The 26,410-nt window shown below is 58.6% G+C and carries 24 protein-coding genes; 11 read left to right on the top strand and 13 right to left on the bottom strand.

What is annotated here, in order from left to right; all coding sequences use genetic code 11:
* Positions 1-505 precede the first annotated feature (505 nt).
* The 3 genes from PspS49_RS01765 to PspS49_RS01755 all read right to left on the bottom strand — a co-directional run bounded on the left by PspS49_RS01765 (position 506) and on the right by PspS49_RS01755 (position 5,830).
* Entirely contained in the window at positions 506-2,545 is a 2,040-nt protein-coding gene (locus PspS49_RS01765; protein ID WP_238786319.1) for a leucine-rich repeat domain-containing protein, read from the bottom strand.
* 192 nt (positions 2,546-2,737) lie between these two features.
* Positions 2,738-5,206, bottom strand: coding sequence for a leucine-rich repeat domain-containing protein (locus tag PspS49_RS01760; protein ID WP_160037898.1), 2,469 nt, complete (start codon positions 5,204-5,206; stop codon positions 2,738-2,740).
* A gap of 183 nt (positions 5,207-5,389) precedes the next feature.
* A complete protein-coding gene (locus PspS49_RS01755; RefSeq protein ID WP_127925497.1) occupies positions 5,390-5,830 on the bottom strand; it encodes a hypothetical protein in 441 nt (146 codons plus the stop codon).
* Here PspS49_RS01755 and PspS49_RS01750 point away from each other — a divergent pair.
* On the top strand, positions 5,829-6,284 hold the full coding sequence (locus tag PspS49_RS01750; RefSeq protein ID WP_127925496.1) for a tRNA (cytidine(34)-2'-O)-methyltransferase: 456 nt from the start codon (positions 5,829-5,831) through the stop codon (positions 6,282-6,284). The genes PspS49_RS01755 and PspS49_RS01750 overlap by 2 nt on opposite strands.
* A 123-nt stretch (positions 6,285-6,407) precedes the next feature.
* Here PspS49_RS01750 and secB read toward each other — a convergent pair whose 3' ends face one another.
* The 3 genes from secB to PspS49_RS01735 are packed head-to-tail and all read right to left on the bottom strand — an operon-like array spanning position 6,408 to position 7,620.
* On the bottom strand, positions 6,408-6,893 hold the full coding sequence (secB, locus tag PspS49_RS01745) for a protein-export chaperone SecB (protein WP_007909233.1): 486 nt from the start codon (positions 6,891-6,893) through the stop codon (positions 6,408-6,410).
* 57 nt (positions 6,894-6,950) lie between these two features.
* Positions 6,951-7,205 (bottom strand): glutaredoxin 3, encoded by a 255-nt coding sequence (gene grxC, locus PspS49_RS01740; protein ID WP_025110925.1) that lies wholly within the window; start codon positions 7,203-7,205, stop codon positions 6,951-6,953.
* 1 nt (position 7,206) lies between these two features.
* Positions 7,207-7,620 (bottom strand): rhodanese-like domain-containing protein, encoded by a 414-nt coding sequence (locus tag PspS49_RS01735; RefSeq protein ID WP_016986346.1) that lies wholly within the window; start codon positions 7,618-7,620, stop codon positions 7,207-7,209.
* A 153-nt stretch (positions 7,621-7,773) separates the two neighbouring features.
* Between PspS49_RS01735 and gpmI the strand changes: the two genes are divergently transcribed.
* From gpmI to PspS49_RS01710, 5 genes are all read left to right on the top strand, one after another.
* Positions 7,774-9,303 (top strand): 2,3-bisphosphoglycerate-independent phosphoglycerate mutase, encoded by a 1,530-nt coding sequence (gene gpmI, locus PspS49_RS01730; protein WP_160037896.1) that lies wholly within the window; start codon positions 7,774-7,776, stop codon positions 9,301-9,303.
* 229 nt (positions 9,304-9,532) lie between these two features.
* Positions 9,533-10,819 (top strand): murein hydrolase activator EnvC, encoded by a 1,287-nt coding sequence (locus PspS49_RS01725; RefSeq protein ID WP_077570329.1) that lies wholly within the window; start codon positions 9,533-9,535, stop codon positions 10,817-10,819.
* 31 nt (positions 10,820-10,850) lie between these two features.
* Positions 10,851-12,170 carry a S41 family peptidase gene (locus PspS49_RS01720; protein ID WP_127925494.1) on the top strand — a complete coding sequence of 440 codons (1,320 nt, stop codon included), beginning with the start codon at positions 10,851-10,853 and terminating at the stop codon, positions 12,168-12,170.
* Between the two features lie 2 nt (positions 12,171-12,172).
* On the top strand, positions 12,173-12,949 hold the full coding sequence (locus tag PspS49_RS01715; RefSeq protein WP_160037894.1) for a divergent polysaccharide deacetylase family protein: 777 nt from the start codon (positions 12,173-12,175) through the stop codon (positions 12,947-12,949).
* 118 nt (positions 12,950-13,067) lie between these two features.
* On the top strand, positions 13,068-14,441 hold the full coding sequence (locus PspS49_RS01710; RefSeq protein WP_224790087.1) for a Vps62-related protein: 1,374 nt from the start codon (positions 13,068-13,070) through the stop codon (positions 14,439-14,441).
* Here PspS49_RS01710 and PspS49_RS01705 read toward each other — a convergent pair.
* A complete protein-coding gene (locus PspS49_RS01705; protein WP_127925492.1) occupies positions 14,422-15,177 on the bottom strand; it encodes an ABC transporter substrate-binding protein in 756 nt (251 codons plus the stop codon). The genes PspS49_RS01710 and PspS49_RS01705 overlap by 20 nt on opposite strands.
* Before the next feature lie 322 nt (positions 15,178-15,499).
* Between PspS49_RS01705 and PspS49_RS01700 the strand changes: the two genes are divergently transcribed.
* Positions 15,500-17,017 (top strand): serine protease, encoded by a 1,518-nt coding sequence (locus PspS49_RS01700; protein ID WP_160037892.1) that lies wholly within the window; start codon positions 15,500-15,502, stop codon positions 17,015-17,017.
* A gap of 53 nt (positions 17,018-17,070) precedes the next feature.
* Here the strand turns inward: PspS49_RS01700 and hisF are convergent, their stop codons facing one another.
* The 6 genes from hisF to PspS49_RS01670 all read right to left on the bottom strand — a co-directional run bounded on the left by hisF (position 17,071) and on the right by PspS49_RS01670 (position 22,120).
* Complete coding sequence (gene hisF / locus PspS49_RS01695) at positions 17,071-17,841, bottom strand: imidazole glycerol phosphate synthase subunit HisF (RefSeq protein WP_007897430.1); 771 nt, start codon at positions 17,839-17,841, stop codon at positions 17,071-17,073.
* Positions 17,842-17,850: 9 nt separating this feature from the next.
* Positions 17,851-18,588, bottom strand: coding sequence for a 1-(5-phosphoribosyl)-5-[(5-phosphoribosylamino)methylideneamino]imidazole-4-carboxamide isomerase (hisA, locus tag PspS49_RS01690; RefSeq protein WP_003220753.1), 738 nt, complete (start codon positions 18,586-18,588; stop codon positions 17,851-17,853).
* A gap of 101 nt (positions 18,589-18,689) precedes the next feature.
* Positions 18,690-18,950, bottom strand: a complete 261-nt coding sequence (locus tag PspS49_RS01685; protein ID WP_122609200.1) for a DUF2164 domain-containing protein — start codon at positions 18,948-18,950, stop codon at positions 18,690-18,692.
* The gene (hisH, locus tag PspS49_RS01680; RefSeq protein ID WP_102899557.1) at positions 18,951-19,589 is read right to left on the bottom strand and encodes an imidazole glycerol phosphate synthase subunit HisH; all 639 of its coding nucleotides are present in this window, start codon (positions 19,587-19,589) and stop codon (positions 18,951-18,953) included.
* Positions 19,589-20,182 (bottom strand): imidazoleglycerol-phosphate dehydratase HisB, encoded by a 594-nt coding sequence (gene hisB, locus PspS49_RS01675; protein WP_007909204.1) that lies wholly within the window; start codon positions 20,180-20,182, stop codon positions 19,589-19,591. Before hisB ends, hisH begins: the two co-directional genes overlap by 1 nt.
* 273 nt (positions 20,183-20,455) lie before the next feature.
* A complete protein-coding gene (locus tag PspS49_RS01670; RefSeq protein ID WP_160037890.1) occupies positions 20,456-22,120 on the bottom strand; it encodes an OFA family MFS transporter in 1,665 nt (554 codons plus the stop codon).
* 224 nt (positions 22,121-22,344) lie between these two features.
* Here PspS49_RS01670 and PspS49_RS01665 point away from each other — a divergent pair, with 224 nt between their 5' ends.
* The 4 genes from PspS49_RS01665 (at position 22,345) to PspS49_RS01650 (ending at position 26,386) form a co-directional block, all read left to right on the top strand.
* Positions 22,345-22,749, top strand: coding sequence for an acetyl-CoA sensor PanZ family protein (locus PspS49_RS01665; protein ID WP_127925488.1), 405 nt, complete (start codon positions 22,345-22,347; stop codon positions 22,747-22,749).
* A 78-nt stretch (positions 22,750-22,827) separates the two neighbouring features.
* The gene (locus tag PspS49_RS01660; protein ID WP_160037888.1) at positions 22,828-25,053 is read left to right on the top strand and encodes an AsmA family protein; all 2,226 of its coding nucleotides are present in this window, start codon (positions 22,828-22,830) and stop codon (positions 25,051-25,053) included.
* Positions 25,050-26,117, top strand: a complete 1,068-nt coding sequence (gene mutY / locus PspS49_RS01655) for an A/G-specific adenine glycosylase (protein WP_150750179.1) — start codon at positions 25,050-25,052, stop codon at positions 26,115-26,117. The genes PspS49_RS01660 and mutY overlap by 4 nt, the downstream gene beginning before the upstream one ends.
* Positions 26,114-26,386, top strand: coding sequence for an oxidative damage protection protein (locus PspS49_RS01650; RefSeq protein WP_016986336.1), 273 nt, complete (start codon positions 26,114-26,116; stop codon positions 26,384-26,386). Before mutY ends, PspS49_RS01650 begins: the two co-directional genes overlap by 4 nt.
* The last annotated feature ends 24 nt before the right edge of the window (positions 26,387-26,410 follow it).

Raw genomic sequence — 26,410 nt, 5'->3', positions numbered from 1 at the left:
ATCTCAGGTCGACGTAATTTGACCGGGCGACCCGGTCAGTCCCCTCTCCCTCTGGGAGAGGGTCAGGGTGAGGGGCCACCGTGCACCGCATCAATGCACAATGACCCGTGATCGCGCACAGCCGTATCGCCACAACCACTCCTGAAAACACTGAAGAACCCTTTATTGAAAAACACGAAAGCCCCGAATTCCGGGGCTTTCGCGTTTCTGATCAGCTTTTTTGTTTCAACATTTTAAAACCTGGCACGCCCCCTGCAATACCTCTCACAGGTGATTCGATTCACCACCCGTTTCGGGGACCTTGGTACAGGCAGGCCGGGGATTCCCCTCTTTACACCGGGCGCACACCGCAACGCGATGCGTCCACCCTTTTGGGATCCTTGGTACAGGCAGGCCGGGGGTTCCCTCTTTACACCGGACCGACGCGCATAGCGAAGTCCGCCCGTTTTGGGAACCCTGATACAGGCAGGTCAGGGATTCCCGCTTTTACACCGCAGTCCCGGGATCAGTCGAGCCTCGGACGCTTGGGTAGATGATGCAAGGGCTGATTCTGTCGCCCGGGATCAAGTGCCTTTATTTCCTCCTCCAGCCTTTCCAGCATCTTTCCTGGACTCGTTTCCTTCCTGGCTACGTCCCTGAGGCGAGACCGTTCAACAGCGCCTGCCTTTTCGAAACTTTCGAGAAACGCCCAGACCCGGCGCTCTAATAGCTGACGTTCTACGAAGAATTCAGGCGTACGGCTCAGATTTCGAATCCGCGAGAACAAACTGCTTTCAGAAAAGCTGTTCAACCTGTCCCAGAGCGCCAGTTTCTCTGGAGCTTGCGCGTGTGGCACATGTCGTAGCCAGAGATCCGCCGACGTATCAACGCTCTCTACTCCCAACCAGATATCGGTGCCCGTTTGTCGACGCGCAAATATCAATCGCCGCAGGGACGCGGGGTCTGTAATAGGATTTCCGGTCAAGTTGAAGCCTGCTCGAAGTTCCACTGATTCGGGAATCGATCTGATTCGATTGTTCGCGAGATTCAATACTGTCGCGGGAATTTCAGACGTGATGCCTTCGGGAAACTTGTCGATATCTGTGCTGGAAAGATCTAGTTCCCGCAATTTGCTCATTCCTTCGAGCGAAGGCGCATCAAACAGCAAATTTTCGCCGAGTTTCAATACTTCCAAGCCTTTGGGGCCATTCTCGGCGCCCAGCCCGTCAGGGAGCTGGCTGATACCGGTCTGCGTCAGATTCAAAACCCGCAATTCGGACATCCCGGTAACGTCAGGCGCACGCCCTAAAAAAGGATTTCGTTGAAGATCCAATACCTGTAACCGCGACCATCCGGCCAACTCGTTCAGTCCGGCAGGCAAGCCGACAAGACTGGTATTACCCAGTTTCAACACCCGCAACTCAGTCATATCGCGTATCGAAAAACCATGCCCGAGGGGATGGCCTTCCAGGTTCAGCTCGCGCAAACGTGACAGCTGTTTCAATTGTTCAATATCGGCTCGCGAAAGGTGGAGCAGAGGGTTACTCAAGTCCGCCACGCGCAACTCCGTGAGCCGTCCGACTCCGTCGGGCAGTCCATACATCATTTGGCCTGACGTCCTCAGTGTTTCAAGGCTGGGAAAACCGGCGAAGAAATCCTGCGGTGTTTGTGACGAAGAACCTCTCAGAGTAAGAGAAACAACGGAATTGATGGGTGTAGAAAAAAGTGGGGCCCTTTGCATCGGCCATTCGCTTAGATCGATATCCATCCTGAAACCCGCCATTCGCCCGCCGCGATAGATTCGCCCCCAAGGGTCGAGCTTGCTGCCTTGCCACTTGTACAGTTGAATCAGCTTGGCACTCAGTGACAGTCGACTCGCGTAATCGGCGCCGGGAGAGTCCTTGAGGGCATTCGTCCAGGTGCTGAGCTCACGCTCCAACTGCGGCAAACCCAGTTGAATGCGTTTGAGTTCAGTCTCTAACGTCTCCTTGTCTCCAAACCGGGATACAAAGTCATCCGCTTGTCGATCGGACAGTTCCGGAAGGCTTTTTTTCACTTGTGCTCGAAGGGTCAAGTCAACGCCCTCCCGTGGCTGCCAGAAACCGCTGTCAATGTCGCGCACCAACTCGGGGCCGGAAGGATGCCGCTCATTGGGCAACCGTGCTCGATACGTTGCATCGACCGGATCCATTGCGACCAGAACAGTGCCGCCCTCTGACAGATCGACGTAATAACGCTTGTTAAACGCCCTGAGGCCACGGCTGTCGGCATCTGGAAGCGTTATTCCGGGGCCGATCAAGTAATTCTCCAGTAGCGGCGCGGCTACCGGATATGGGAGGTCAACGGCAGTCATTTGAACCAGCACGGCCGGCTCCGGGCGGACGACATCAGCGTGTGTATCGCGGGATGGCCCGGTTCGCAGCTGCAGGTCATCGAGCGCAAGACCTGAGTCGACGCTTCTGCGGATCGATGGATCGGGGAGCGAAGTATCCACATCACCGGGGCGGCTCGGGCTACCGGGAACATTCACGTGGGTATTGCCACTGCGAGGTGGTTTTATTGGCATGTTTTTCATCCTTGAAGAACTCGCCCTTGGCATTCACGCAAGGGACGATGGTTTCGGCATCCTGCCGGTTAGTGGTCCTGGCCAGCTTCTTTTCAAAACTGCTGACCGCTGATCCCGTTCAAGCGTTCTGTCGAGCTCCCGCATAAACGCAGTTCTCGGATTTCCGCTTTCATTCAGGCCGTCACTTCAGCGTCATCCAAGTTTTGGGTGTTTTGGCAACTGATGGAGCGGCTGATGCTGCCACGTCGGGTCAAACTTCTTTATTTCCTCTTCCAGCCTGTCCAGCATCTTTCCTGGGCTGGGCTCGGTGACCGCCATGTCCCGCAAAACTTCCTGCTCGCCGAGACTGGTCTTTTTGAAATGCGCGAGAAACGACCAGACGCGACGCTGTAAAAGCGGACGTTCGACCACAAACTCCGGTGTGCGCACCAGCTCAGCGAAGCGTCTCATCATTGTCGAATTCTCTTGATCGGCAAGTGAGTTCCACAGGGCAATTTTTGTAAAGTGTTGCGCCGCAGGAACATTGTGCAACCAGTGATTGATCCCCACACCTGGATGTCCTCTATCAAGCCAAACATCGCGGTCTGTCTGTCGACGCGCAGCAATCAGTCGTCGCAGGGAGGTCGGGTCGGATATCCGCGCGCCATCCAGCTCAATCCCCGTCCTCAGTTCAACGGTCTCGGGGATCGACAGGATCGAGGTCAAGGAAAGATCCAGCCGTGTTTTCGGCACCTCGAAGGTAACGCCTTCCGGGAAATTCTGGATAAACGTCCGGCTGAGATCCACCTCCACCAATGCGGGCATTCCTCTGAGCGTCGGCGCCACGACAAGCGGGTTGTGCGACAGGTTCAGTACCTCAAGCCGCGTCGGACCGTTGGGAAGACCAAGCCCGACGGGCGGCTGACTTATACTGGTATGCGACAAATTCAATTCGCGCAATTCGGACATCAAGGTGACGTTGGGTGCATCCCGCAACTTCGGATTGTGATACAGATCCAGCACCCGTAAACGCGACGCGACGGGCAAGAAGGTCAGTCCGGAGGGAAACAGTTCCAGATCACAGGAGCGCAGGCGCAGTACCCGCAACTCGTTCATCCCCATCACTGAGAGCCTGGGCCAGATACTGCAATTGGAAAGGCTCAATTCCTGCAAACGGCTCAAACCGGTGAAATGTTGCTGACTGATCGACGGCAGCCAGAGGGAGGTTTCGCGTATTTCCAGAACTCGCAATGCTGCGAGTATGTTGATCTCGGCAAGCAGCCCATTGTTCTTACCGCTGAGTCCGTGTACTTCGAGGGTTTCAATGTGCGAAAACCTCGAAAACAGATTTCCCAGGTTGTTCGATGTGGTCCCCTCTAGCCGAAGAGCAACCACAGAGCCAAGTCGCGTGACGAAAACGGGAAGCGTCAGGTTTCCGCGGTGCCCCAAGTGCAAATCCAGCCTGAAACCGACCAGCCGTCCGTCTCGGTAGACCTTTTCCGAAGCTTCCCCCTGCCATTTGTACAGCCGACGCATGCGAGCACCGATATCCAGTCGTCGAGTGCGCTCGGCGCTGTCGTTACCCTTATAAGCACTCTCCCACGCAGTTATCTCACGGTCCAATAGCGGGAACTCGAGCTGCATCCGCTTGAGCTCCACCTCTGCCGCCGTCGATTCACCGAAACGCGCAATGAAGTCATCGGCATGTTGATCGGTTGCATCGGCAAAGTAGCGTTTGACCTGTGCCCGCGTGGTTGCAACCGCCGGTGGCAGGATTGCCGAGGGGCCGGGGCTGTCGAGCCAGGGTCGATGAAAGTTGAGCGGGTTGGCGGGGGCGGGGTCATTGCGTTGCATGCCTCCCCTCAATCCAGTGAGGATGGATACCCAAATACCCTGCTCGTTTCGAACGATGGCTCGGGTTTCACCGCTGCGACTGGCGCGGTAAATATTGGCGCTGTCCGTGGCAACAGGATCCTTGGGATTGACCAGACGCCACACCCTGTATTCGGGACGGGATGCATCAAGATCCTGCATCACCTGATACACCTGTTCGTCGATGGCTACGTAGAGTTTGCCATCGTGATGTATCAGGCCGTCGCTGCCGGGGGCTACGCCGTGCAGATCAAGCCCGGTACGAAAGACCTGCAAGCTTGCGTCGGCCAGAGGAGTGGTGTGTGCGTTAAAGTCGTTGTGCGGATGCCAGATGCCGCTCTCGATGTCACGCAACAGCAATGGTCCGGACGGCAGTAACTCGCTTGCCAGTCGAGCGCGATGAAATCCCGTGTCCGGGTCTACCCCGACCAACACGATGCCGCCGTCAGGCACATTCACATACTGGCGATTTTTGTACACCCTGAAGCCGTCGCTGTCGGCGTCCGGCAGCACGGCCACTGACTTTATCCCGTAATTCTCCAGCGACTTGTACATGACCGGAGGGGTTTCAGCAGGGAGCGGCGCCGGACGAATCTCGACCATCGGCACCGGCATGCTGGTATCGCGGCCGGCATCATCGCCAGGTGAGCTGTTCCGCAGCTTCGGATCATCGACGCGAGCCCAAGGGGTCGTGCCATCGCGGCCGAGCGTGTCAGCCTGTGAAAAATCCTTGTCCGCACTTCGATTCGGCTGCGTGTGAACATCCGTATCCACGCGAGTGCTGCCACCGCGAGGTGGTTTTAATGGCATATTTTCATCCTTGAAAAGACGTCCCTGGCATCCAGGCAAGAGACGATGGGGGTCGGCATCCTGCCGTTTGAAAGTGCGAACGATAGCGTGCGCTGGTGTTGAATGGAGATCGGAAAAGTAGACAGTCTCAGTGGGAAACGACACCCAAGAGCGTCGGAGCGAACATCTGTAAAAATGACGCTACTAGCGTTCTTGCAAGCGGACTTCCAGGCGCCAGCGATCATCGACTTCGCTGCCGACCCACTCGCCCAGCAGTGGCCGCGCCGCCAGCACCGTCAACAGCAAGCCGCCGTCACTCTTGCGCGTGCGCCAGTTCACGTCCTTGCCACTGAGTTTGAACTGGCCGTTCTGCGCCGGGCCTTCGGCCTGAAACAGCAGCGCCACGGTGCCATCGATGATTTCGCCGTGCAGCTTCGGCTCGTTGTTGAACCACACCACCAGGCCGCCATCGCGCACTTCAACTTGCTGCAGCACGCTTGGGTCCGGCGTGGTCAGGCGACCGATCATCAAACCGATCATCACGCCGACAATCGCCAGCGAACCGATCACCCGCGGGAATAGTTTCGAACGGTTGTCCACAGGCGGCGTAGAATGCCGCTCATCTTTACCTTCGGAGCCGTGCATGTTTCACGTCATCCTTTTTCAACCAGAAATTCCGCCGAATACCGGCAACGTTATCAGGCTGTGCGCCAACAGCGGCTGCCACCTGCATTTGATCGAACCGTTGGGCTTCGAGATGGACGACAAGCGCTTGCGCCGTGCCGGTCTCGACTACCACGAATATGCCACGCTGCAACGTCATGCGGATCTGGCCAGTTGCCTGGAGAGCCTGGGCAATCCACGGCTGTTCGCGTTCACCACCAAAGGCTCGCGGCCGTTTCATGATGCCGCGTTCGTCCCGGGTGATGCGTTTTTGTTTGGCCCGGAAAGCCGTGGCCTGCCGCCGGAAGTGCTCGACGCGCTGCCGCCGGAACAGCGCCTGCGCCTGCCGATGCGCGAAGGCTGCCGCAGCCTGAACCTGTCCAACACCGTGGCGGTCGCTGTGTACGAAGCCTGGCGCCAGAACGACTTCAAGTAACACCGCAAAACAAATGTGGGAGCGAGCCTGCTCGCGATTACGGAGTGTCAGTCAACTTTGATGTGTCTGACAGACCGCTATCGCGAGCAGGCTCGCTCCCACATGGGGTGTTGCTAAACCGTCTTATTGAACGGTTGGCGTCTCGCCGCTTTCCTGCATGCGCTGCAGCTCTTGCGCGTACAGGGCGTCGAAGTTCACCGGGGCCAGCATCAGGGCCGGGAACGAACCACGGGTCACCAGGCTGTCCAGGGTTTCGCGCGCGTACGGGAACAGAATGTTCGGGCAGAACGCACCCAGGGTGTGGCTCATCGAAGCCGCGTCCAGGTTCTTGATCAGGAAGATACCGGCCTGTTGCACTTCAGCAATGAAGGCCACTTCTTCACCGTTTTTCACGGTAACCGACAGGGTCAGCACAACTTCGTAGAAATCGCCTTCCAGCGCTTTCTGACGAGTGTTCAGATCCAGCGCGACAGCCGGATCCCACTGCTGGCGGAAGATCGCCGGGCTTTTCGGGGCTTCAAAGGACAGGTCGCGTACGTAGATGCGCTGCAAGGAGAATTGCGGTGCGGTTTCTTCTTCGCTGGCTGCAGTGTTCTGTTGGTCAGTCATCTCAGATCCTTATCGATCTTGGGTCTTTTAGGGAGTGCTGTACGTGGGTGCAGCCGTTCAGGCCTTGAGCAGCGCGTCGAGCTTGCCGGCGCGCTCCAGGGCATACAAATCATCACAACCGCCGATGTGCTGGCTGCCGATCCAGATCTGCGGCACGGACGTGCGTCCGGCTTTCTGGGTCATTTCGGCGCGCACCTGCGGCTTGCCATCGACCTTGATCTCTTTGAAGGCCACGCCTTTGTTCTCGAGCAGGTACTTGGCTCGCGAGCAATAAGGGCAGTAATCGCTGGAGTAGACGATGACTTCGCTCATATCACTTCACCAGCGGCAGGTTGTCGCCTTTCCAGCTGGAAATCCCGCCGGACAGCTTGGCGGCGGTGAAGCCGGATTTCATCAGTTCGCGGGCGTGGGTGCCGGCGGTCTGGCCCAGGGCGTCGACCAGAATGATGGTCTTGGCCTTGTGCTTTTCCAGCTCGGCAACGCGCGCAGCCAGTTTGTCCTGGGGAATGTTCACCGCGCCAACGATGTGGCCGGCAGCGAAATCCTTGGCCGGACGGATGTCCACCACCACGCCTGCATCTTTGTTGACCAGTGCTGTCAGCTCGCCGGTGCTCAGGCTTTTACCGCCGCCCTGCATCGTGTGCGCCAGCAGCAGAGCCAGCAGTACGACGAAGATACCGACAAGAATGTAGTGGTTAGTGGCAAATTCAATCAGGTGAGCAACCATCGAAGGAGGTTCCAGGGCGTTAAAATGTCGGCCAGTATACACAGCCACTATGGTCGGCCAAACCCCGTCCGGCGGTGACGCGGTCGGAACTTAGCTTTAAACTCCAACTCCCTTTTCCATCGCCCTCTTCTTTATTAGCCACGAGTGGATTCCATGACGACTACGCCTAAACCTTTGGTCCTGATGATTCTCGACGGCTTCGGTCACAGCGACAGCCCCGAATCCAACGCCGTTTTCGCGGCGAAGAAGCCTGTTCTCGATCGCCTCTGGGCCAGCGTGCCGAATGGCTTGATCTCGGGCAGCGGCATGGACGTCGGACTGCCGGACGGCCAGATGGGCAACTCTGAAGTCGGCCACATGAACCTCGGCGCCGGCCGCGTGGTGTATCAGGACTTCACGCGCGTGACCAAGTCGATCCGCGACGGCGAATTCTTCGAAAACCCGACCATCTGCGCCGCGGTGGATAAAGCCGTGGCCGCCGGCAAGGCCGTGCATTTCATGGGTCTGCTCTCCGATGGCGGCGTGCACAGCCACCAGGATCACCTGATCGCCATGGCCGAACTGGCCTTCAAGCGCGGCGCCGAAAAAATCTACCTGCACGCCTTCCTCGATGGCCGCGACACACCGCCGAAAAGCGCCGCCTCGTCGATCGAACTGCTCGATGCGACCTTCCAGGCACTCGGCAAGGGCCGCATCGCCAGCATTATTGGTCGCTACTTCGCCATGGACCGTGATAACCGTTGGGATCGTGTCGCTCAGGCGTACAACCTGATCGTCGACGGCAACAGCGAGTTCAACGCGGCCACTGCGCAGGAAGGTCTCGAGGCCGCTTATGCGCGCGGCGAGAGCGACGAATTCGTCAAAGCCACGTCCATCGGCGAACCGGTGAAGGTTGAAGACGGCGACGCCGTGGTGTTCATGAACTTCCGCGCCGACCGTGCCCGCGAGCTGACTCGCGTGTTCGTCGAAGACGACTTCAAGGATTTCGAACGCGCACGCCAGCCGAAACTGGCCGGTTTTGTCATGCTGACCCAATACGCGGCAAGCATTCCGGCACCGTCGGCATTCGCCCCGGGCAGCCTGGAAAACGTGCTGGGCGACTATCTGGCGAAAAACGGCAAAACCCAGCTGCGCATCGCAGAAACCGAGAAATACGCGCACGTGACCTTCTTCTTCTCCGGCGGTCGTGAAGAACCGTTCCCGGGTGAAGAGCGCATCCTGATCCCGTCGCCGAAAGTCGCTACTTACGACTTGCAGCCGGAAATGAGCGCACCTGAGGTGACCGACCGCATCGTCGACGCCATCGAAAACCAGCGTTACGACGTGATCGTGGCCAACTACGCCAACGGCGACATGGTTGGCCACAGCGGCGTGTTCGACGCGGCAGTGAAGGCTGTTGAATGCCTCGACACCTGCGTCGGTCGCATTGTCGACGCCCTGGAAAAAGTCGGTGGCGAAGCGCTGATCACCGCAGACCACGGCAACGTCGAGCAGATGGCCGATGAATCTACCGGCCAGGCGCACACCGCGCACACCACCGAGCCGGTGCCGTTCATTTATGTCGGCAAGCGTGACCTGAAAGTCCGTGAAGGCGGCGTGCTGGCGGACGTGGCGCCGACCATGCTGAAACTGCTGGGTCTGGAAAAACCGGCGGAAATGACCGGCACCTCGATTCTGGTCTGACCCGGTCCAGAAAACACCGCAAAACCCTGTAGGAGTGAGCCTGCTCGCGATAGCCATCTGACAGTCGACTACTCTGTTGAATGTAAGTACGCCATCGCGAGCAGGCTCACTCCTACATTGGTTTGTGGTGTTTTTCAGGCCAGTTATCACACAGCCCCAATTGGGCGTTTTTTTTGCAGCCTCGGGCGGGCATACTAGGCCGTCCATTACCCTGGTGCCGCCCGCCTCTATGCTCCGCGTCCTGATCGCCCTCGCTCTGACCTGCCTGCTCCAACCGGCCTTCGCTGACGAGCGCGCGCAAACCCAACAGCAGTTGGACGCCACGCGTCAGGACATTGCCGAGCTGAAAAAGCTGCTGAGCAAAGTCCAGGAAGAAAAATCCGGCGTACAGAAAGAACTCAAGGGCACTGAAACCGAGCTGGGCAAGCTGCAGAAGCAGGTCGACGCGCTGCAGAAAGAACTGCAGAAAAGCGAATCCGAGCTACAGCGACTCGATGCAGAGAAAAAAAAACTCCAGAGCGCGCGCACTGAGCAGCAGCGACTGATCGCCATTCAAGCCCGTGCGGCCTATCAGAACGGCCGGCAGGAATACCTCAAGCTGCTGCTCAACCAGCAGAATCCCGAGAAATTCGCCCGCACCCTCACCTATTACGATTACCTGAGCCAGGCCCGCCTGGAGCAGTTGAAGAACTTCAACGAAACCCTGCGCCAGCTGGCCAATGTCGAAAAAGACATTGCCGCCCAGCAAGCACAATTGCTGGTGCAGAAAAGCAGCCTCGACACCCAGCGCGACGAACTGGAAAATGTTCGCAAGGAACGCCAGCAAGTCCTCGCCAAGCTCAACGATGACGTGAAAGCCCGCGATCAGAAACTCGCCGCCCGCGAGCAGGATCAGGCAGACCTGTCTAAAGTCCTTAAAACCATTGAAGAAACCCTGGCCCGCCAGGCCCGTGAGGCAGAAGAAGCGCGGCAGAAAGCGCTGATCGCCCAGCAGGAAGCGGAAAAAAAGCGCTTGCGTGAGGCGCAGGCTGAAAACAGCGACGCCCCACGGAAACCAGTCAAATCTACTCCCGGCGCGCTGGTGTCCAGCAGCGGCGAGACCTTCGGTGGCCCTTTTGCTGCAACCCGGGGAAAACTTCCGTGGCCGGTTGATGGTCGACTATTGGCACGCTTCGGCGAAAGCCGTGGCGACGACGCCCGCACCAAGTGGGACGGCGTGATGATCAGCGCCTCTGCCGGCAGCCAGGTGCATGCCGTACACGGGGGGCGCGTAGTGTTCGCCGATTGGCTTCGCGGCGCCGGGTTGCTGGTGATCCTCGACCACGGCAACGGTTTTCTGAGTCTTTACGGTCACAACCAGACGCTGCTCAAGTCGGCCGGTGATGTGGTTAAAGCCGGTGAGTCCATCTCCACTGTCGGTAACAGTGGCGGCCAGGACACATCAGCGCTGTATTTCGCAATTCGTCAGCAGGGTCACCCGAGTGATCCGGCGCAATGGTGTCGTGCGCAAGGATAAGCGCACCGCCTAATTAAGGAGTTCGTTCGACATGCTGCATTTGTCCCGCCTTACCTCGCTGGCCCTGACGATCGCTCTGGTGATCGGCGCGCCTCTGGCGTTCGCCGCGCAACCGGCCCCGGCCGTCGCTCCGGCAGGCACAGCCGCAACCTCCAAGGCACCGCTGCCGCTGGAAGAGTTGCGCACCTTTGCCGAGGTCATGGACCGGATCAAAGCCGCTTACGTCGAGCCGGTGGACGACAAGACCCTGCTGGAAAACGCGATCAAGGGCATGCTCAGCAACCTTGACCCGCACTCGGCCTACCTGGGCCCTGAAGATTTCACCGAGCTGCAGGAAAGCACCAGCGGTGAGTTCGGCGGCCTGGGCATCGAAGTCGGCGCCGAAGACGGTTTCATCAAAGTCGTTTCGCCAATCGACGACACCCCGGCGTCGAAGGCCGGTATCCAGGCCGGCGACTTCATCGTCAAGATCAACGGCCAGCCGACGCGCGGCCAGACCATGACCGAAGCTGTCGACAAGATGCGCGGCAAGATCGGCCAGAAAATCACCCTGACGCTGGTACGCGATGGCGGCACGCCGTTCGACGTGACGCTGGCACGCGCGGTGATTCAGGTGAAGAGCGTCAAGGCACAGCTGCTTGAATCGGGCTACGGCTACATCCGCATCACCCAGTTCCAGGTCAAGACCGGCGATGAGGTCTCCAAGGCCCTGGCGAAGATGCGCAAGGACAACGGCAAGAAACTCAACGGCATCATCCTCGACCTGCGCAACAACCCGGGCGGCGTGTTGCAGGCAGCGGTGGAAGTGGTTGACCACTTCATCACCAAAGGCCTGATCGTCTACACCAAAGGCCGGATCGCCAACTCCGAACTGCGCTTCTCGGCGACCGGCAAAGACGAAAGCGAAGCGGTGCCGATGGTGGTGCTGATCAACGGTGGCAGCGCCTCGGCCTCGGAAATCGTCGCCGGTGCCCTGCAGGATCAAAAACGCGCAGTGGTCATGGGCACCACCAGTTTCGGCAAAGGCTCGGTACAAACCGTGCTGCCGCTGAACAACGACCGTGCACTGAAGATCACCACCGCACTGTACTTCACGCCGAATGGCCGCTCGATCCAGGCTCAGGGCATCGTCCCGGACATCGAAGTACGCAAGGCCAAGATCACCAGCGAGGCCGATGGCGAATACTTCAAGGAAGCCGACCTGCAAGGACACTTGGGCAACGGCAACGGCGGCGCGGACAAACCGACCGGGTCTGGCAGCAAGGCCAAGGCCATGCCGCAGGATGACGATTACCAATTGGCCCAGGCCTTGAGCCTGCTCAAAGGGCTGAGCATCACGTCCGGCCGTTGAGGATGTCTTTGCGTTTCGTCTTCGTTCTGTTGTGCTGTCTGGCGGGTGCTGTTCATGCAGAGCCCGCCAGCACCAAACCACACAAAGCCTACCTGACACTGATCATCGACGACCTGGGGCAGAACCTGCCCCGGGATCGCCGCGTGCTGGCCCTGCCCGGCCCGGTGAGCACGGCGATCATGCCTGATACCCCGCACGCCACTGAATTTGCCCGCGAAGCCCATCGCGCCGGCAAGATCGTCATCCTGCACATGCCGATGGACCCCGCCACCGGGCCGTATGCCTGGCATCCGGAACTGCCGATCGAAGAGCTGGAAAAACGCCTTAACGCGGCGTTCAAAATGGTCCCCTACACCGCTGGCATCAATAACCACATGGGCAGCCGCATGACCGCGCAACCCGTGGCGATGGCGTGGTTGATGGGCGAATTGCAGCGCCGGCACAAGTTCTTCGTCGACAGCCGCACCAGCGCACAGACTGTCGCCGCGCAGCAGGCGCAGAAGATCGATCTGGCGAGTGTGTCGCGGGATGTGTTTCTGGATGACGAACGCACTGAAGCAGCGATCTCCGCACAGTTGCAGACGGCGATCAACCTGGCGCACAAACAGGGTTCGGCGGTGATGATCGGGCACCCGTATCCACAGACATTGGCAGTGCTGGAGCGCGAACTGCCGAAGCTGAAAGCTCAGGGAATCGAGTGGATCGATATCAGACAGATGATCAGCCTGCGCAGCAATCGCGCCATGCTCGGGCATGGTAAAGACGGCATCTATCGGTAATACCCGGTCACATTGACTCATACATAGTTACCGCAAGAAACCCTCGCCCTTTCCGGATAGTAAGACCTGCAACAGGTCGCGACTCACCCCGAGTCGTTTTTTACTATCAGGAATGACTATGACCACAACTGACACTACTCCATTGCCTGCCAGGCAAATGGAACCGATCAGGCTCGACAACCTGCTGATCAATTTCACGAGCGAATTTCTGCGCATGTGGGATACCGATGGTTCGCGAGCCAAGCCTGCTGCGTTCTGGCGCCCCACTCCCGCCCCCGATTTGCTTCCCGGTTACTTCCCGCTGGGCGACGTGGTTGCGCCAGGCCTGGGCAACATCAATGGCAACAAAGTGGTGGCCGTGGTGTGCGAATCGCCGACGCCCAGTGTCGACGCTGGCAAAGGTAAAGCCTTGCGCAGCCCCGATGATTTTGAGTTGATCTGGCGGGATTCCGGTTCGGGATCGAAAAAGGACGGCGCTGTCTGGCGCCCGATTCCGCCCGCAGGGTACGTGGCACTGGGATCGGTATGCTCCAACGGTCACGAAAAACCTTCGCTCAATTCGATTCGCTGTGTTCGCGCCGATCTGGTGATTGCCTCGAGCGCCAGCGACCCACTGTGGAACGACAAGGGCAGCGGCGCACGACAAAGCATCAGCGCCTGGGGCGCGCTGCCACCAGCAGCAGCATCCGGTGAGATCTACCTGGCTCCCGGCACTTTCGTGGGATTCAATGGTTATTCGAAACCGGCGGATCTTCAGGTCCACTCGCTGCGTCTGCAGATTCCGCTCATCATCAATCCACGGCCTGTGGCACCTTTGCTTTGCGGGATAACACCGACTGCACTGGACCTGCCGCAGCAGCCTACCTTCATGGCCAGCCTACCGTGGTTCACGGTGAAGGACCCGCTGCTGGCCCCCCTTGAACAACTGCACACGTCGCCGTTCTATACACTGCAGCGCACCGATAAATACGTGCTCGTCGGTCATGCTCACAACAGCGAAAGCACCAGCCAGACATTTCGCTGGACGGCGTACCGCGAGCAGCGAACCGACGGCCTGCGCGCATTTACCAACAGCACTTCAGTCGAGTTTGGAGCCCAATGGCAAACCAATGTGCGCACTCCTTTCCTGTTTTCGGCAAGGCTGGGGCATGAGTTCACACAATGCGAAATGCACTCGAACGAATGGCTCAACACGGCGGCCATTGAAGTCGTCGCGGTGGTCGACGGCGGAAAGTCAGTGGCGGCCTATCTGATTCAAAGCGACTACCGACTGCTGCGTGCCGACGGCACAGCCGTGGCAAACCTTTTCAGCTATACCGCCGGCAGCAGCCTGCACATCAGCCAATACACATCCGAGGTACCCGAAAACATTGTCCCTGCCACGCAGCCGGTCGCAACAGAAACGCCCGTAGATATTGCCGAAATGGAGCAAACACCCACCCCTGCGTCGACTGAGCAGGACGTCGTGAGCGCTACAGATAGCGCCCCATGATCTCGTCCACCACGCCTTCTTTGCGTAGCTGATCCAGCGCGGCCTGAAGCCTGGCAACGACGTCGTCGGAGACGTCCTTGTTCAGCGCCAGATACAGTTCCGCGCTGTTGAAGCGCAACACCGTTTTGAGGCCGGTGACACCGTCCTGCCGTGCCAGATAGCGTCCGGCAGGATCACCGGTGGCCCACAGGTCGATCTGACCATTGACCAGTTTCTTCGCGTTGTCCTGATCACGCAGCACCACGATCGGCTTCAGGCCTTGTTTGGCCAATGTCTCGGCAATTGCATCGCCCTTGTAGGCGCCAACTTTGTACTTGCGCGCGTCATTGAGGGTTTCGAGGGTGATCTTGCTGTCAGCCTTGGCCAGCATGATCCAGTCGTCCGGACCGATCGGGCCGACCCATTTGAAGAGTTTTTCGCGATCCGGCAGGCGCGCCATCACGAAGGCGCCGTACCCAGGATTTTCCAGAGCGAGTTTGTAGACGCGCTCCCATGGGAAACGCAACGTCAGGCTGTAGGTGATACCAGCACGCTTGAACATCTCGCGGACGATGTCGGCGGCGATGCCGTTGATGTTTTCGCCTTTGGCGAAGTTCTTGCCATCTTTCGCCATGTTGTAGGGCGGGAAGTTTTCGGTGAGGAGCACCAGATCGGTGTCGGGACTGTTTTCGGCGCGGACAGTGTTGATGAGCAACATTGATGTGCTGGCGAGAACAAGAAGCAGGCGTTTGATCATGTCGGGCTACCGAAATCCATGGCGTGCCCAAGAGTGCCTTGGGTGCGCCATGCTGTCCACTGGCCTGTATGGTTTTCGATCCTGACCCGATTAAAAAGCACCAGCACGTGCTGAAGAAGCAAAAAAAGAGCATGCGAAAGAACAGTTTTCAGCCGTATCAGAGATGCCTGCGGCATTCACCGACCTCACACTTTTAACTTGCAGATAACAGCACTCACAACAAGTCACATTAGCCAGCACATACCGAACAGAACAACGAATTAAACTCACCTGCGAAACACAGCTGCTCCATTAATTCCTGAAATACGGTCAAGGATTGATCATGACTAATAAAGTCCGAATATTTTTTGCGTGTTCAACAATAGCACTGGCACTTCCCTTAATCTCCTGCGCAGGCACTACAGCCGAAGCGCCGGAAGCAATTCTGCTAAGTAACGCGGGTGGCGACTTCAATCACTGGAACGGTGTTGGCAAGATTTTCAAAGACGATAGGCCTTATTGCAGCGCATTCCTGCTCGATACTCGTGGAACAGGTAAAGAAGCAAACGGGCCTGCTTACGTAATGACCAATGCGCACTGCACTTCCATCAGAGTCGGCACAATTGCTGACATTGCTTATCAAGGTCAGATGCAGTTCAATTTTTTCCATGACACGCTCGCAGGCGCCAAGCGTTATGACATCAACAAGGTCAACTGGGCCAGTTTCGCCAGTACGGATATCGCAATATTGCAGTTAGGCACCTCACTGGACAGCCTGCTGAAAGACGGAATAACCCCACTCAAGCTCGCGGCGGCAGCGCCCCGCAACGTCAGTCAGGTGAACCTGGTAAGCGCGCCCGCCAATGCAGCGGGCCTGAGGATTTCGACCTGTACACAAGAGCCGACCCACACCACCCTGATCAAGTATTTGAACATTCACACCGACTACCAAAAGCAGAACTGCAAAGGAATTGAGCCTGGCTCATCGGGCGCCCCGGTGATCGATGCTGAAACGGGACAAGTGACCGGCATATTATCCGGCACTACTTACGGTATTCCTTCGGATGACTTGTGTTTCTGGCATGGTCTGTGTGGCGATAAAAAGACACCATCTCTATTGCCGCATCAGGCGAGCCAAAGTTTTCCTGTCGACTATCTGACTGGTTGTTTCGCCAATGGAACATTCCGTCTCGACACAGAAAACTGCGCACTCACTCCAAACTCAAACTTTCAGCTCAGATCAAACTCAAGAGCAATTACAGATATCGGACTGCACAAAGCGCCCACCAGCACCAGCCAACCAACACCCAAGTGGGATATCAATTTTTCCATGAGTACCGAGTTCTATCGCTTCAAGACTGTTCGTGATGCACAGGCTTGTTATTCACCTGACAACTACAGCGACCGAATCAGTACAACCAGCGCAAAAGTGCAATCAGAGATTGGCCGAGAAGCCGGACTGCATTATTTATGCTTGATTGGCGTGAACTCAATCGATCAACAAGCCGATAGCCGACTGCTTGGAAACGCCCAAATCCTCGCAGCAAGAGTCGTAACGCCCGTTCCGATGCAACTACCCGCGCCGACGCTCACCATTGAGCCAGACGGAAATTATCTTTTTATAAAGTACCGTGAAGAGGCAGATCGCAATCTCTGGACCCAGATCTACACGGGCCCGGCAGAAGAAACCAATTGCTCCGAGATCAATCCTGAGCACTACAGCAAAGTCGACGACGGGTTTTACACCCCCGTTCAGGCGCTGCCATTGACGCTATGCAGTTACACGATGGATCGAAACCTGAGTGTTTCAGAGGTTCGGACTGATCACCTGCACCCTACGCAATCCCGGATAGCAGAATGAATCATGTGGCGGGTCTCGCTCGACGCGAAGTCCGCCACAGCACCGACGACCATCTAACGCATCACGATCCCGCGATGCGCCATATAGGCCTTGGCTTCCTGCACGGTGTATTCGCCGAAGTGGAAAATACTCGCCGCCAGCACCGCACTGGCATGGCCCTCGAGAATGCCATCGGCCAGATGCTGCAGGTTGCCGACACCACCGGACGCGATCACCGGAATGCCCAGCGCATCACTGATTGCGCGAGTCACGCCGAGGTCGAAACCGTTTTTCATGCCGTCCTGATCCATGCTGGTCAGCAGGATTTCACCGGCACCGAGGCCTTCCATTTTCTTCGCCCACTCGACCGCGTCGAGGCCGGTTGGCTTGCGCCCGCCGTGGGTGAAGATTTCCCAGCGCGGGGTTTCACCCGGGCCAGAAACCTTCTTCGCGTCGATGGCGACGACGATGCATTGCGAGCCAAAATGCTGCGCTGCTTCGCCAACGAATTCCGGGTTGAACACGGCCGCAGTGTTGATCGACACCTTGTCCGCGCCGGCATTCAGCAGATTGCGAATGTCCTGCACGGTACGCACGCCACCGCCGACGGTCAGCGGGATGAACACCTGACTGGCCATGCGCTCGACGGTGTGCAGCGTGGTGTCACGGCCATCGACGCTGGCGGTGATGTCGAGAAAGGTAATCTCGTCGGCACCCTGCTCGTCGTAGCGACGAGCGATTTCCACCGGGTCACCGGCGTCGCGGATGTTTTCGAACTTCACACCTTTGACGACCCGGCCGTTGTCCACGTCCAGGCAAGGGATGATGCGTTTGGCCAGCGCCATGGTCAGTCCTCAGCCTTGGTACGAATCGCAGAAAGCTTGCGCTTCGGCGACGTCGAGGGTGCCTTCGTAGATCGCCCGGCCAGTGATGGCGCCGATGATGCCTGGCGCCTTGGCGTCGAGCAGCGACTTGATGTCACCCAGATTGTGGATACCGCCGGACGCGATCACCGGAATCTTGGTGGCGGCGGCCAGCGCAGCGGTGAACGGTACGTTGCAGCCCTGCATCATGCCGTCTTTGGCGATGTCGGTATAAACGATCGAGGACACGCCGTCGGCTTCAAACTGCTTGGCCAGATCGATGACCTGCACGGTGCTGATTTCAGCCCAGCCATCGGTGGCGACAAAACCGTCTTTGGCATCCAGACCGACGATGATCTTGCCCGGGAACGCGCGGCACGCTTCAGCGACGAACGCCGGATCTTTAACGGCTTTGGTGCCGATGATCACGTAGCTGACGCCAGCCTTGACGTAGTGTTCGATGGTTTCCAGCGAACGGATGCCGCCACCGATCTGGATCGGCAATGTCGGGTAGCGCTTGGCGATTGCGGTGACGACTTCGCCGTTGACTGGCTGGCCTTCGAACGCACCGTTCAGATCGACCAGATGCAGACGGCGGCAACCGCCCTCCACCCACTTGGCAGCCATGCTCACCGGGTCATCGGAGAACACTGTGGAATCTTCCATGCGGCCCTGGCGCAGACGTACGCAGGCACCGTCTTTAAGATCGATAGCGGGAATAATCAGCATGCTTTTTCCTTCGTCAAAAGAGCGGCAAGCTGCAAGCGACTAGCTGCGAGCATGCGGTGTACCAGTTCTTGCAGCTTGAAGCTTGCGGCTTGCAGCTGCTCCTAATTTTTTTCGAGCGCCCACAGGTCGCTTTCGATGCTTTCAAACCGCTCTTTGAGGTGGGTCTGCACATCGAAAATCGCCCTGTTGTAATAGTGCGGAGCAATTTCGCGGGTAAACAGTTCAAGAATTTCCGCCGCTTCGAACGAACCCAGGTCGAGTTCGAAACGGTCTTCCATGAACCGTTGGATCTTGCGATTGGCCTCGTTCTCCTGTTCGGGAGTGAGGGTCAGGATCGGCGGTCTGGACTTCTTGGCAGCCATTTACCAGCGACCGTCCCACGCGGCGAAGTTCTGCAGCAATTGCAGGCCATGGGTATGGCTCTTCTCCGGGTGGAACTGCACGGCGAAACGCGAGCCGTCGGCCAGCGCTGCAGCGAAATCGACGCCGTAGTGACCGCCGCCAACCACTTGCCGCGCATTGGCGGCAGCGATGTAGTAGCTGTGCACGAAGTAGAAACGCGCCATGTCCGGAATGTCATGCCACAGCGGGTGGCTGACCTTCTGCTGCACTTCGTTCCAGCCCATGTGCGGGACTTTCAGATGCTCGCCGTCTTCATGCAGGTCTTTGCCGAAGAACTTCACTGCGCCCGGAAACAGGCCGATGCAGTCAACGCCATCGTTCTCTTCACTGGTGTCGAGCAAGGCTTGCATGCCGACACAGATGCCGAGGAACGGACGATCCTGGCTGACTTCGCGCACCAACGAGTCGAAACCGAGGCGACGGATCTCCGCCATGCAATCGCGAATCGCGCCAACACCGGGGAACACCACGCGGTCAGCTTCACGAATCACCGCAGCATCGCTGGTGATCAGCACCTTGCCGGCGCCGACGTGCTCGAGGGCCTTGGCCACCGAGTGCAGGTTACCCATGCCGTAATCGATAACTGCAACCGTCTGCATTACAGAACGCCTTTGGTCGATGGCATTTGCCCGGCCATGCGCTCATCCAGTTCGACGGCCATGCGCAGCGCGCGGCCGAAAGCCTTGAACACGGTTTCGATCTGGTGGTGGGTGTTGGTGCCACGCAGGTTGTCGATGTGCAGGCTGACCAGCGCGTGATTGACGAAGCCCTGGAAGAATTCCTGGAACAGGTCAACGTCGAAACCGCCGACGGTGGCGCGGGTGTACGGCACGTGCATCTGCAGGCCTGGACGACCGGAGAAATCGATGACGACGCGCGACAGCGCTTCATCGAGCGGCACGTAGGCATGACCGTAGCGACGGATGCCTTTTTTATCGCCAATGGCTTTGGCAAATGCCTGGCCAAGGGTGATACCGACGTCTTCCACCGTATGGTGGTCGTCGATATGCAGATCGCCCTTGCATTCGATATCCAGGTCGATCAACCCGTGACGGGCGATCTGATCCAGCATGTGCTCAAGAAAAGGAACACCGATATCGAATCGGGCCTTTCCGGTGCCATCAAGGTTGATCGAGGCTTTGATCTGGGTTTCCAGAGTGTCGCGCTCGACAGACGCCTTACGTTCGGCCATCACCAGCTCCGCAAAATCATTGGGCGAAAAAGGCAGCCATTATAGGCACGCGGGGCCGAAACAGAAACACGAGAGGTGAGATGACTGACGGATAGAACCCCCGGCTGTCGCGGGTAGACATGTCCATACAAGCCATTACAGGCAGCGCAAAAACAAATGTGGGAGCGAGCCTGCTCGCGAATGCGGTGGGTCAGCCAACAATTAAGTTGACTGATATTCCGTCTTCGCGAGCAGGCTCGCTCCCACAGGTTCGGTGTTTATTCAGCTAACACCTTAGTGAAACAGTACCGCCGTCTTCTGCAGGGTCACCCACACACCCCACGCCAACGGAATACCTACAGCCAGCCAGGCAGCGATTGCCAGCGGCTTGCTGCCCGGCGCCGCTTTCCACTCCAGAACGGTGCTGGCGTCAGCACCCTTGTCGTGGCCCAGCGCCTGTTCGGCAGCCAGCTCAGCGTCAGTCATGAAGTACTTGTCGGCCACCGGACGCACCATCAGGTTGCACAGGAAGCCCAACACCAGCAGGCCGGCGAGGATGTACAAGGTGATGTCGTAAGCGGCAGCGCGTTCAACGCCGATGCTCAGCTGATATTCACGCAGGTAGTTCACCAGCACGGGACCGAGCACGCCAGCCGCCGCCCACGCCGTCAGCAGACGACCGTGGATCGCACCAACCATCTGCGTACCGAACAGGTCAGCCAGATACGCCGGAACCGTGGCGAAACCGCCGCCGTACATCGACAGAATGATGCAGAACGCCGCCACGAACAGCGCAACGTTGCCCAGGTGACCCATGTTCGGAATCAGCGCGTACAGGGCAAAACCCAGGGCGAAGAACACGAAATAGGTGTTTTTGCGGCCCAGGTAGTCCGAGAACGAGGCCCAGAAGAAGCGACCACCGATGTTGAACAGACTCAGCAGACCAGTGAAACCGGCAGCGATCGCGGCGATCGAAGCCAGTTGCCCGGCGTCGAGCTGACCGAATGGCACGTCAACACCCAACAACTTGCCACCGAACACTTCCTGCAGCAGTGGCGAAGCCATGCCGAGAATGCCGATACCAGCAGAAACGTTCAGGCACAGCACCAGCCAGACCAGACGGAATTGCGGGGTTTTCCACGCCACATTCACGTGCACATGGCGATGAGTGATCATCGAGTTGGAAGCCTTTTTCGCCGGAGCGGTCCAGCCTTCAGGTTTCCAGCCGGTTGGCGGCACGCGGTAAGCCAGAGCACCGCCGATCATGAACACAAAGTAGATCGCGGCCATGGCCACGAAGCTCTGCCAGACGCCAACGCCTTCAGCCGAACCGAAGTGGCTCATCAGCGCGGTTGCCAGCGGTGCACCGACCATCGCGCCACCACCGAAGCCCATGATTGCCATGCCGGTGGCCATGCCGCGCTTGTCCGGGAACCACTTGATCAGGGTCGATACTGGCGAGATATAGCCCAGACCCAGACCGATACCGCCGATCACGCCGGAGCCGATCCACATCAGCCAGATCTGATGGGTATAAATACCCAGCGCCGAGATCAGCAGACCGCCACACCAGCACAGTGCCGATACCACGCCAGCCTTGCGTGGCCCGGCGTGTTCCAGCCAGCCACCCCAGATCGCTGCCGAGCAGCCGAGGAAGATGAAGAACAACGTGTAGATCCAGCCGAGCATCGAGATCGGCCAGTCGCATTGCGACGAAAATACCTGTGCGATGAAGCTCATGTCCGGTGCGCAAGCCACTGGAGCAGTAACGCCCAGCGCCTTGGACAGCGGCAACCAGAACACCGAGAAGCCGTAGGCCATGCCGATGCACAGGTGGATGGCCAGTGCGGCCGGTGGCACCAGCCAACGGTTGAAACCGGGCTTGGCGATGATGCGTTCCTTGGACAGGAACGCAGGCTGGTCGGCGCGAAGGCCGTCCGCCGTGATGCTCGTGCTCATTGTGTATCCCCCAATTATTAGTATGGTTCGCCAGCCACTGTTCACCCCCGGCCTTTATGCACGCAGGCATGACCGTTTTTTTGGGTGAAGCTCCTTGAAGGCGCGACGTTAAGTCGCAGAAGGACGGACGAACGGGCGAAGGTTACCATTTGCACGTGACAGAAAAACCAAACTGATATCACCTTTTTTATGTCATCTGTTCTCGTACCACTCAGGAAAACGCCATGCCGATCGTTGTTGAAGCCGTGAAAGACGCCAGTTATCAGGATCAGCAGGATTTGCAGAAGATCTATCGCGATGCGCCAGAATGGCTGTTTGCGCCGTTTTCCGGGGAGGCTGAACTGATCGAAAGCGCCCTCGCGGACGGGACTCTGATTGCCGGACGCTTCAATGATCGCCTGCTTGGCGCAGCGCTTCTGCAAAGGCACCACAACGTTTGGTACTTGTCCCATTTATGCGTACGAAAAGTTACCCGTCGCCGTGGGGTAGCCGAACGGCTGGTGAACCAAGCGCAGAAAATGGCGTCGCAAGCGGGGGCCGAACTGCGTCTGCTGGCGCCTGAAGGGCATTTTGAAGCTCAGGCACTCGCCGCCAGGTTGCAGGTGCCGCTGGAGGTGCTGGCAACATGACGTCACAGCGAACCGGGCGGTTGCAGCGCTATACTCCCCGGCTAAATTACGAATTCGACTAATTACAAGGACTCGCCCATGAAAGCGTTCGGCAAAATCCTGGGTCTGGTACTTCTCGGGTTGTTGCTGATCATTGTGGCGGCAGGTTTTGCCCTGACCCACCTCTTCGATCCCAACGACTACAAAGACGAGATTCGCCAGATTGCCCGCGACAAGGCCCACATCGAGCTGACGCTCAATGGCGATATCGGCTGGAGCCTGTTCCCATGGCTTGGCCTGGAATTGCACGAGGCCAGCGTCGCCACCCTGATCAAACCTGCCGAACCGTTCGCCGACTTGCAGATGCTCGGCCTGTCCGTGCGCGTGCTACCGCTGCTGCGCCGTGAAGTGCAAATGAGCGACGTGCGCGTCGAAGGTCTGAACCTGCGCCTCAATCGCGACAAGGACGGCCATGGCAACTGGGAAGACATCGGCAAGGTGCCTGCCCCGGCGGGTGCAACGCCGCCAGCCGCTACGGCTGGCCAACCGGCCAGCGAAGCTCCTGTTGCGGTGGAAAAACCACCGCAGCCGATCCGCCTCGATATCGACAGCCTGACTGTCAACAACGCCCGCGTTGAGTACAACGACGAGAAGACCGGCAAGCAGTTCAGCGCCGAAAGCATCCAGTTGAGCACCGGCCCGGTACACGATTCGACCAATATCCCGGTAAAAGCCACCGCATTCCTCGGCACCAATCAACCCGTTCTGCGCGTGCGTACCGAGCTCACCGGCGAACTGCGCATTGAACGCGCTCTGCAACGCTACAAGCTGGAAGACCTGAAGCTGTCCGGCGAACTGGCTGGCGACCCGCTACAAGGCAAGACCATGACCTTTGCCGCACAGGGGCAGTTATTACTGGATAAAGCGGCGAACGTCGCCGAATGGACTGGTATCAAGATCTCTGCCAACCAATTGCGTGCCTTGGGCGAACTGAAAGTCAACGACCTCGACAAGACGCCGCAGATTACCGGCGGCATCTCCATCGCCCAGTTCGACCTGGCGAAATTTGTCGACAGCATCGGTCAGAAACTCCCGGCCATGGCCGAAGGCAGTCTGAGCAAGGTCGAACTGGTCAGCCGTGTGGCCGCCACGCCAACCAGCATCGCACTCGACAACATCAACCTGAAACTCGACGACAGCAGCTTCAGCGGTCGCATCGCCGTCGAAGACTTCGCCAAGCAGTCACTGCGCGCAATCCTCAAGGCTGACACATTCAACGCTGACCGTTACCTGCCGCCAAAATCGGCGCAGGCCAATAGCGCCACGCAGGTGCGCCAGGCCGAAGTTGCCAGCACTGAAGCCGATGCCATGGCCGGCGCGGGCTCAACGCCTCTGCCGGACAAACCAAGCAAAACCGCCTGGAGCACCGAGCGCCTGTTGCCGGTTGAACGCCTGGCCAAACTCGACGTGGACGCCGACCTGACCTTCGGCCAGTTGACCCTCGACAAACTGCCGATCCAGAACGCAGCGCTCAAGGTTACCGGCCAGGGCGGCTTGCTGACCCTGACCAACCTGAGCGGCGAGTTGTACAACGGTGGTTTCGCAGCCAACGGCACCCTCGATGTGCGTCCGAACGCACCCGTGCTGAATTTGCAGACCAGACTCAACCGCGTGCCTGTTGAAAAAATTCTCGAAAGCCAAGGCAAGAATCCGCCGGTCAAAGGTCTGGTGACCCTGACCAGCAACGTGACCGGCAGCGGCAACAGCCAGCAGGCGCTGATTGACACCCTCAACGGCAACGCCAGTTTCGTGATCAACAACGGCGTGCTGCTCAACGCCAACCTTGAACAGCAACTGTGCAAAGGCATCGCCACGCTCAATCGCAAAACCCTCAGCGGCGAGCCACGCGGCAAGGACACGCCGTTCCAGGAACTCAAGGGCAACCTGACCTTCCGCAACGGCGTCGCCAGCAACCCGGATCTGAAAGTGCGCATCCCCGGCATGACCGTCAACGGTGACGGCGACATCGACCTGCGTGTGCTCGGCATGGATTACCGCGTTGGCATCATCGTCGAGGGCGACACCAGCGCCATGCCGGATCCGGCGTGTCAGGTCGGCGAAAAATTCGTCGGAGTCGAATGGCCGCTGCGCTGCCGTGGCCCGCTCGAATTGGGCGCCAAGGCCTGCCGCGTCGACAACGATCGCCTCGGTCAGGTCGCGACCAAACTGGCCGGCGACAAGCTCAGTGAGAAGATCGACGAGAAACTCGGTGACAAGGTCAGCCCGGAACTGAAAAACGCATTGAAGGGGCTGTTCAAGCGATGAGAGCGGAGCAATTTTCCACGGCGGTGCTGGATTGGTTCGACCGCCACGGCCGCCACGATCTGCCTTGGCAGCAGGACATCAACCCGTATCGGGTCTGGGTGTCGGAGATCATGTTGCAGCAAACCCAGGTCAGCACCGTGCTCAACTATTTCGACCGTTTCATGGCCGCGCTGCCAACGGTAGAAGCACTGGCCGAAGCGCCGGAAGACGAAGTGCTGCACCTGTGGACGGGGCTGGGTTACTACACCCGTGCGCGCAATCTGCAGAAGACCGCAAAAATCGTCGTCAGCCAGTACGGCGGCGAATTTCCGCGCGACGTCGAAAAACTTACGGATCTGCCGGGCATCGGCTTGTCCACCGCTGGCGCCATTGCGAGCATCAGCATGGGCCTGCGTGCGCCGATCCTCGACGGCAACGTCAAACGCGTGCTGGCGCGCTTTACCGCGCAAGAGGGCTACCCCGGCGAGCCGAAGGTCGCCAAACAGCTCTGGGCCAACGCTGAGCGCTTTACGCCGCACGATCGGGTCAACGCCTACACACAGGCGATGATGGATCTCGGCGCCACGCTCTGCACGCGCAGCAAGCCGAGTTGTCTGCTGTGTCCGTTGGAACGGGGTTGCGAGGCGCACATGCTCGGCCTCGAAACCCGCTACCCGATCCCCAAGCCGCGCAAAACGATCCCGCAGAAGCGCACGCTGATGCCGATGCTCGCCAACGGCGACGGCGCGATTCTGCTTTACCGTCGCCCCTCGAGCGGTTTGTGGGGCGGTCTGTGGAGCCTGCCGGAACTTGATGACCTCAACGACCTGCAACATCTCGCCGCTCAGCACTCGCTGACCATGGGCGAGCAGCAGGCGCTGCCGAGCCTTGTCCACACCTTCAGCCATTTCCAGTTGTCCATCGAACCCTGGCTGGTTCAGGTGCAGGAGGCCGCCCATCACGTGGCCGAGGCCGACTGGCTCTGGTATAACCTCGCCACCCCGCCGCGCCTGGGCCTCGCCGCCCCGGTCAAAACCTTGCTCGAACGCGCGGCCGCCGTCTTGAATGCAGGAGTGTCGCCATGACCCGCACCGTAATGTGCCGCAAGTACAAAGAAGAACTGCCCGCGCTGGACCGCGCTCCTTTCCCGGGCGCCAAAGGTCAGGACATTTTTGACCACGTCTCGGCCAAGGCCTGGGCTGACTGGCAGAAACACCAGACCCTGCTGATCAACGAAAAGCGTCTGAACATGATGAACGCCGAAGACCGCAAATATCTTCAGGGCGAAATGGACAAGTACTTCTCCGGCGAGGAATACGCCAAGGCCGAAGGCTACGTTCCGCCTGCAGAGTAAAACCTGCAAAATCGGGGGTCGGAT

This window comes from Pseudomonas sp. S49 (assembly GCF_009866785.1).
In the GTDB taxonomy this organism is placed as follows: domain Bacteria; phylum Pseudomonadota; class Gammaproteobacteria; order Pseudomonadales; family Pseudomonadaceae; genus Aquipseudomonas.
This window is presented reverse-complemented; position numbering and strand designations above follow the sequence as displayed.

Bases quoted from the DNA above. Each gene is read 5' to 3' on its own strand.
- PspS49_RS01755 (WP_127925497.1), bottom strand. From the start codon at position 5,830: ATGCACGGCTCCGAAGGTAAAGATGAGCGGCATTCTACGCCGCCTGTG.
- PspS49_RS01700 (WP_160037892.1), top strand. From the start codon at position 15,500: ATGACTAATAAAGTCCGAATATTTTTTGCGTGTTCAACAATAGCACTG.
- gpmI (WP_160037896.1), top strand. From the start codon at position 7,774: ATGACGACTACGCCTAAACCTTTGGTCCTGATGATTCTCGACGGCTTC.
- PspS49_RS01685 (WP_122609200.1), bottom strand. From the start codon at position 18,950: ATGGCTGCCAAGAAGTCCAGACCGCCGATCCTGACCCTCACTCCCGAA.
- PspS49_RS01720 (WP_127925494.1), top strand. From the start codon at position 10,851: ATGCTGCATTTGTCCCGCCTTACCTCGCTGGCCCTGACGATCGCTCTG.
- PspS49_RS01760 (WP_160037898.1), bottom strand. From the start codon at position 5,206: ATGCCATTAAAACCACCTCGCGGTGGCAGCACTCGCGTGGATACGGAT.
- PspS49_RS01660 (WP_160037888.1), top strand. From the start codon at position 22,828: ATGAAAGCGTTCGGCAAAATCCTGGGTCTGGTACTTCTCGGGTTGTTG.
- PspS49_RS01710 (WP_224790087.1), top strand. From the start codon at position 13,068: ATGACCACAACTGACACTACTCCATTGCCTGCCAGGCAAATGGAACCG.
- grxC (WP_025110925.1), bottom strand. From the start codon at position 7,205: ATGAGCGAAGTCATCGTCTACTCCAGCGATTACTGCCCTTATTGCTCG.
- PspS49_RS01750 (WP_127925496.1), top strand. From the start codon at position 5,829: ATGTTTCACGTCATCCTTTTTCAACCAGAAATTCCGCCGAATACCGGC.
- PspS49_RS01765 (WP_238786319.1), bottom strand. From the start codon at position 2,545: ATGCCAATAAAACCACCTCGCAGTGGCAATACCCACGTGAATGTTCCC.
- PspS49_RS01670 (WP_160037890.1), bottom strand. From the start codon at position 22,120: ATGAGCACGAGCATCACGGCGGACGGCCTTCGCGCCGACCAGCCTGCG.
- PspS49_RS01735 (WP_016986346.1), bottom strand. From the start codon at position 7,620: ATGGTTGCTCACCTGATTGAATTTGCCACTAACCACTACATTCTTGTC.
- mutY (WP_150750179.1), top strand. From the start codon at position 25,050: ATGAGAGCGGAGCAATTTTCCACGGCGGTGCTGGATTGGTTCGACCGC.
- hisB (WP_007909204.1), bottom strand. From the start codon at position 20,182: ATGGCCGAACGTAAGGCGTCTGTCGAGCGCGACACTCTGGAAACCCAG.
- PspS49_RS01715 (WP_160037894.1), top strand. From the start codon at position 12,173: ATGTCTTTGCGTTTCGTCTTCGTTCTGTTGTGCTGTCTGGCGGGTGCT.
- PspS49_RS01665 (WP_127925488.1), top strand. From the start codon at position 22,345: ATGCCGATCGTTGTTGAAGCCGTGAAAGACGCCAGTTATCAGGATCAG.
- PspS49_RS01650 (WP_016986336.1), top strand. From the start codon at position 26,114: ATGACCCGCACCGTAATGTGCCGCAAGTACAAAGAAGAACTGCCCGCG.
- hisF (WP_007897430.1), bottom strand. From the start codon at position 17,841: ATGGCGCTGGCCAAACGCATCATCCCTTGCCTGGACGTGGACAACGGC.
- PspS49_RS01725 (WP_077570329.1), top strand. From the start codon at position 9,533: ATGCTCCGCGTCCTGATCGCCCTCGCTCTGACCTGCCTGCTCCAACCG.
- PspS49_RS01705 (WP_127925492.1), bottom strand. From the start codon at position 15,177: ATGATCAAACGCCTGCTTCTTGTTCTCGCCAGCACATCAATGTTGCTC.
- hisH (WP_102899557.1), bottom strand. From the start codon at position 19,589: ATGCAGACGGTTGCAGTTATCGATTACGGCATGGGTAACCTGCACTCG.
- secB (WP_007909233.1), bottom strand. From the start codon at position 6,893: ATGACTGACCAACAGAACACTGCAGCCAGCGAAGAAGAAACCGCACCG.
- hisA (WP_003220753.1), bottom strand. From the start codon at position 18,588: ATGCTGATTATTCCCGCTATCGATCTTAAAGACGGTGCCTGCGTACGT.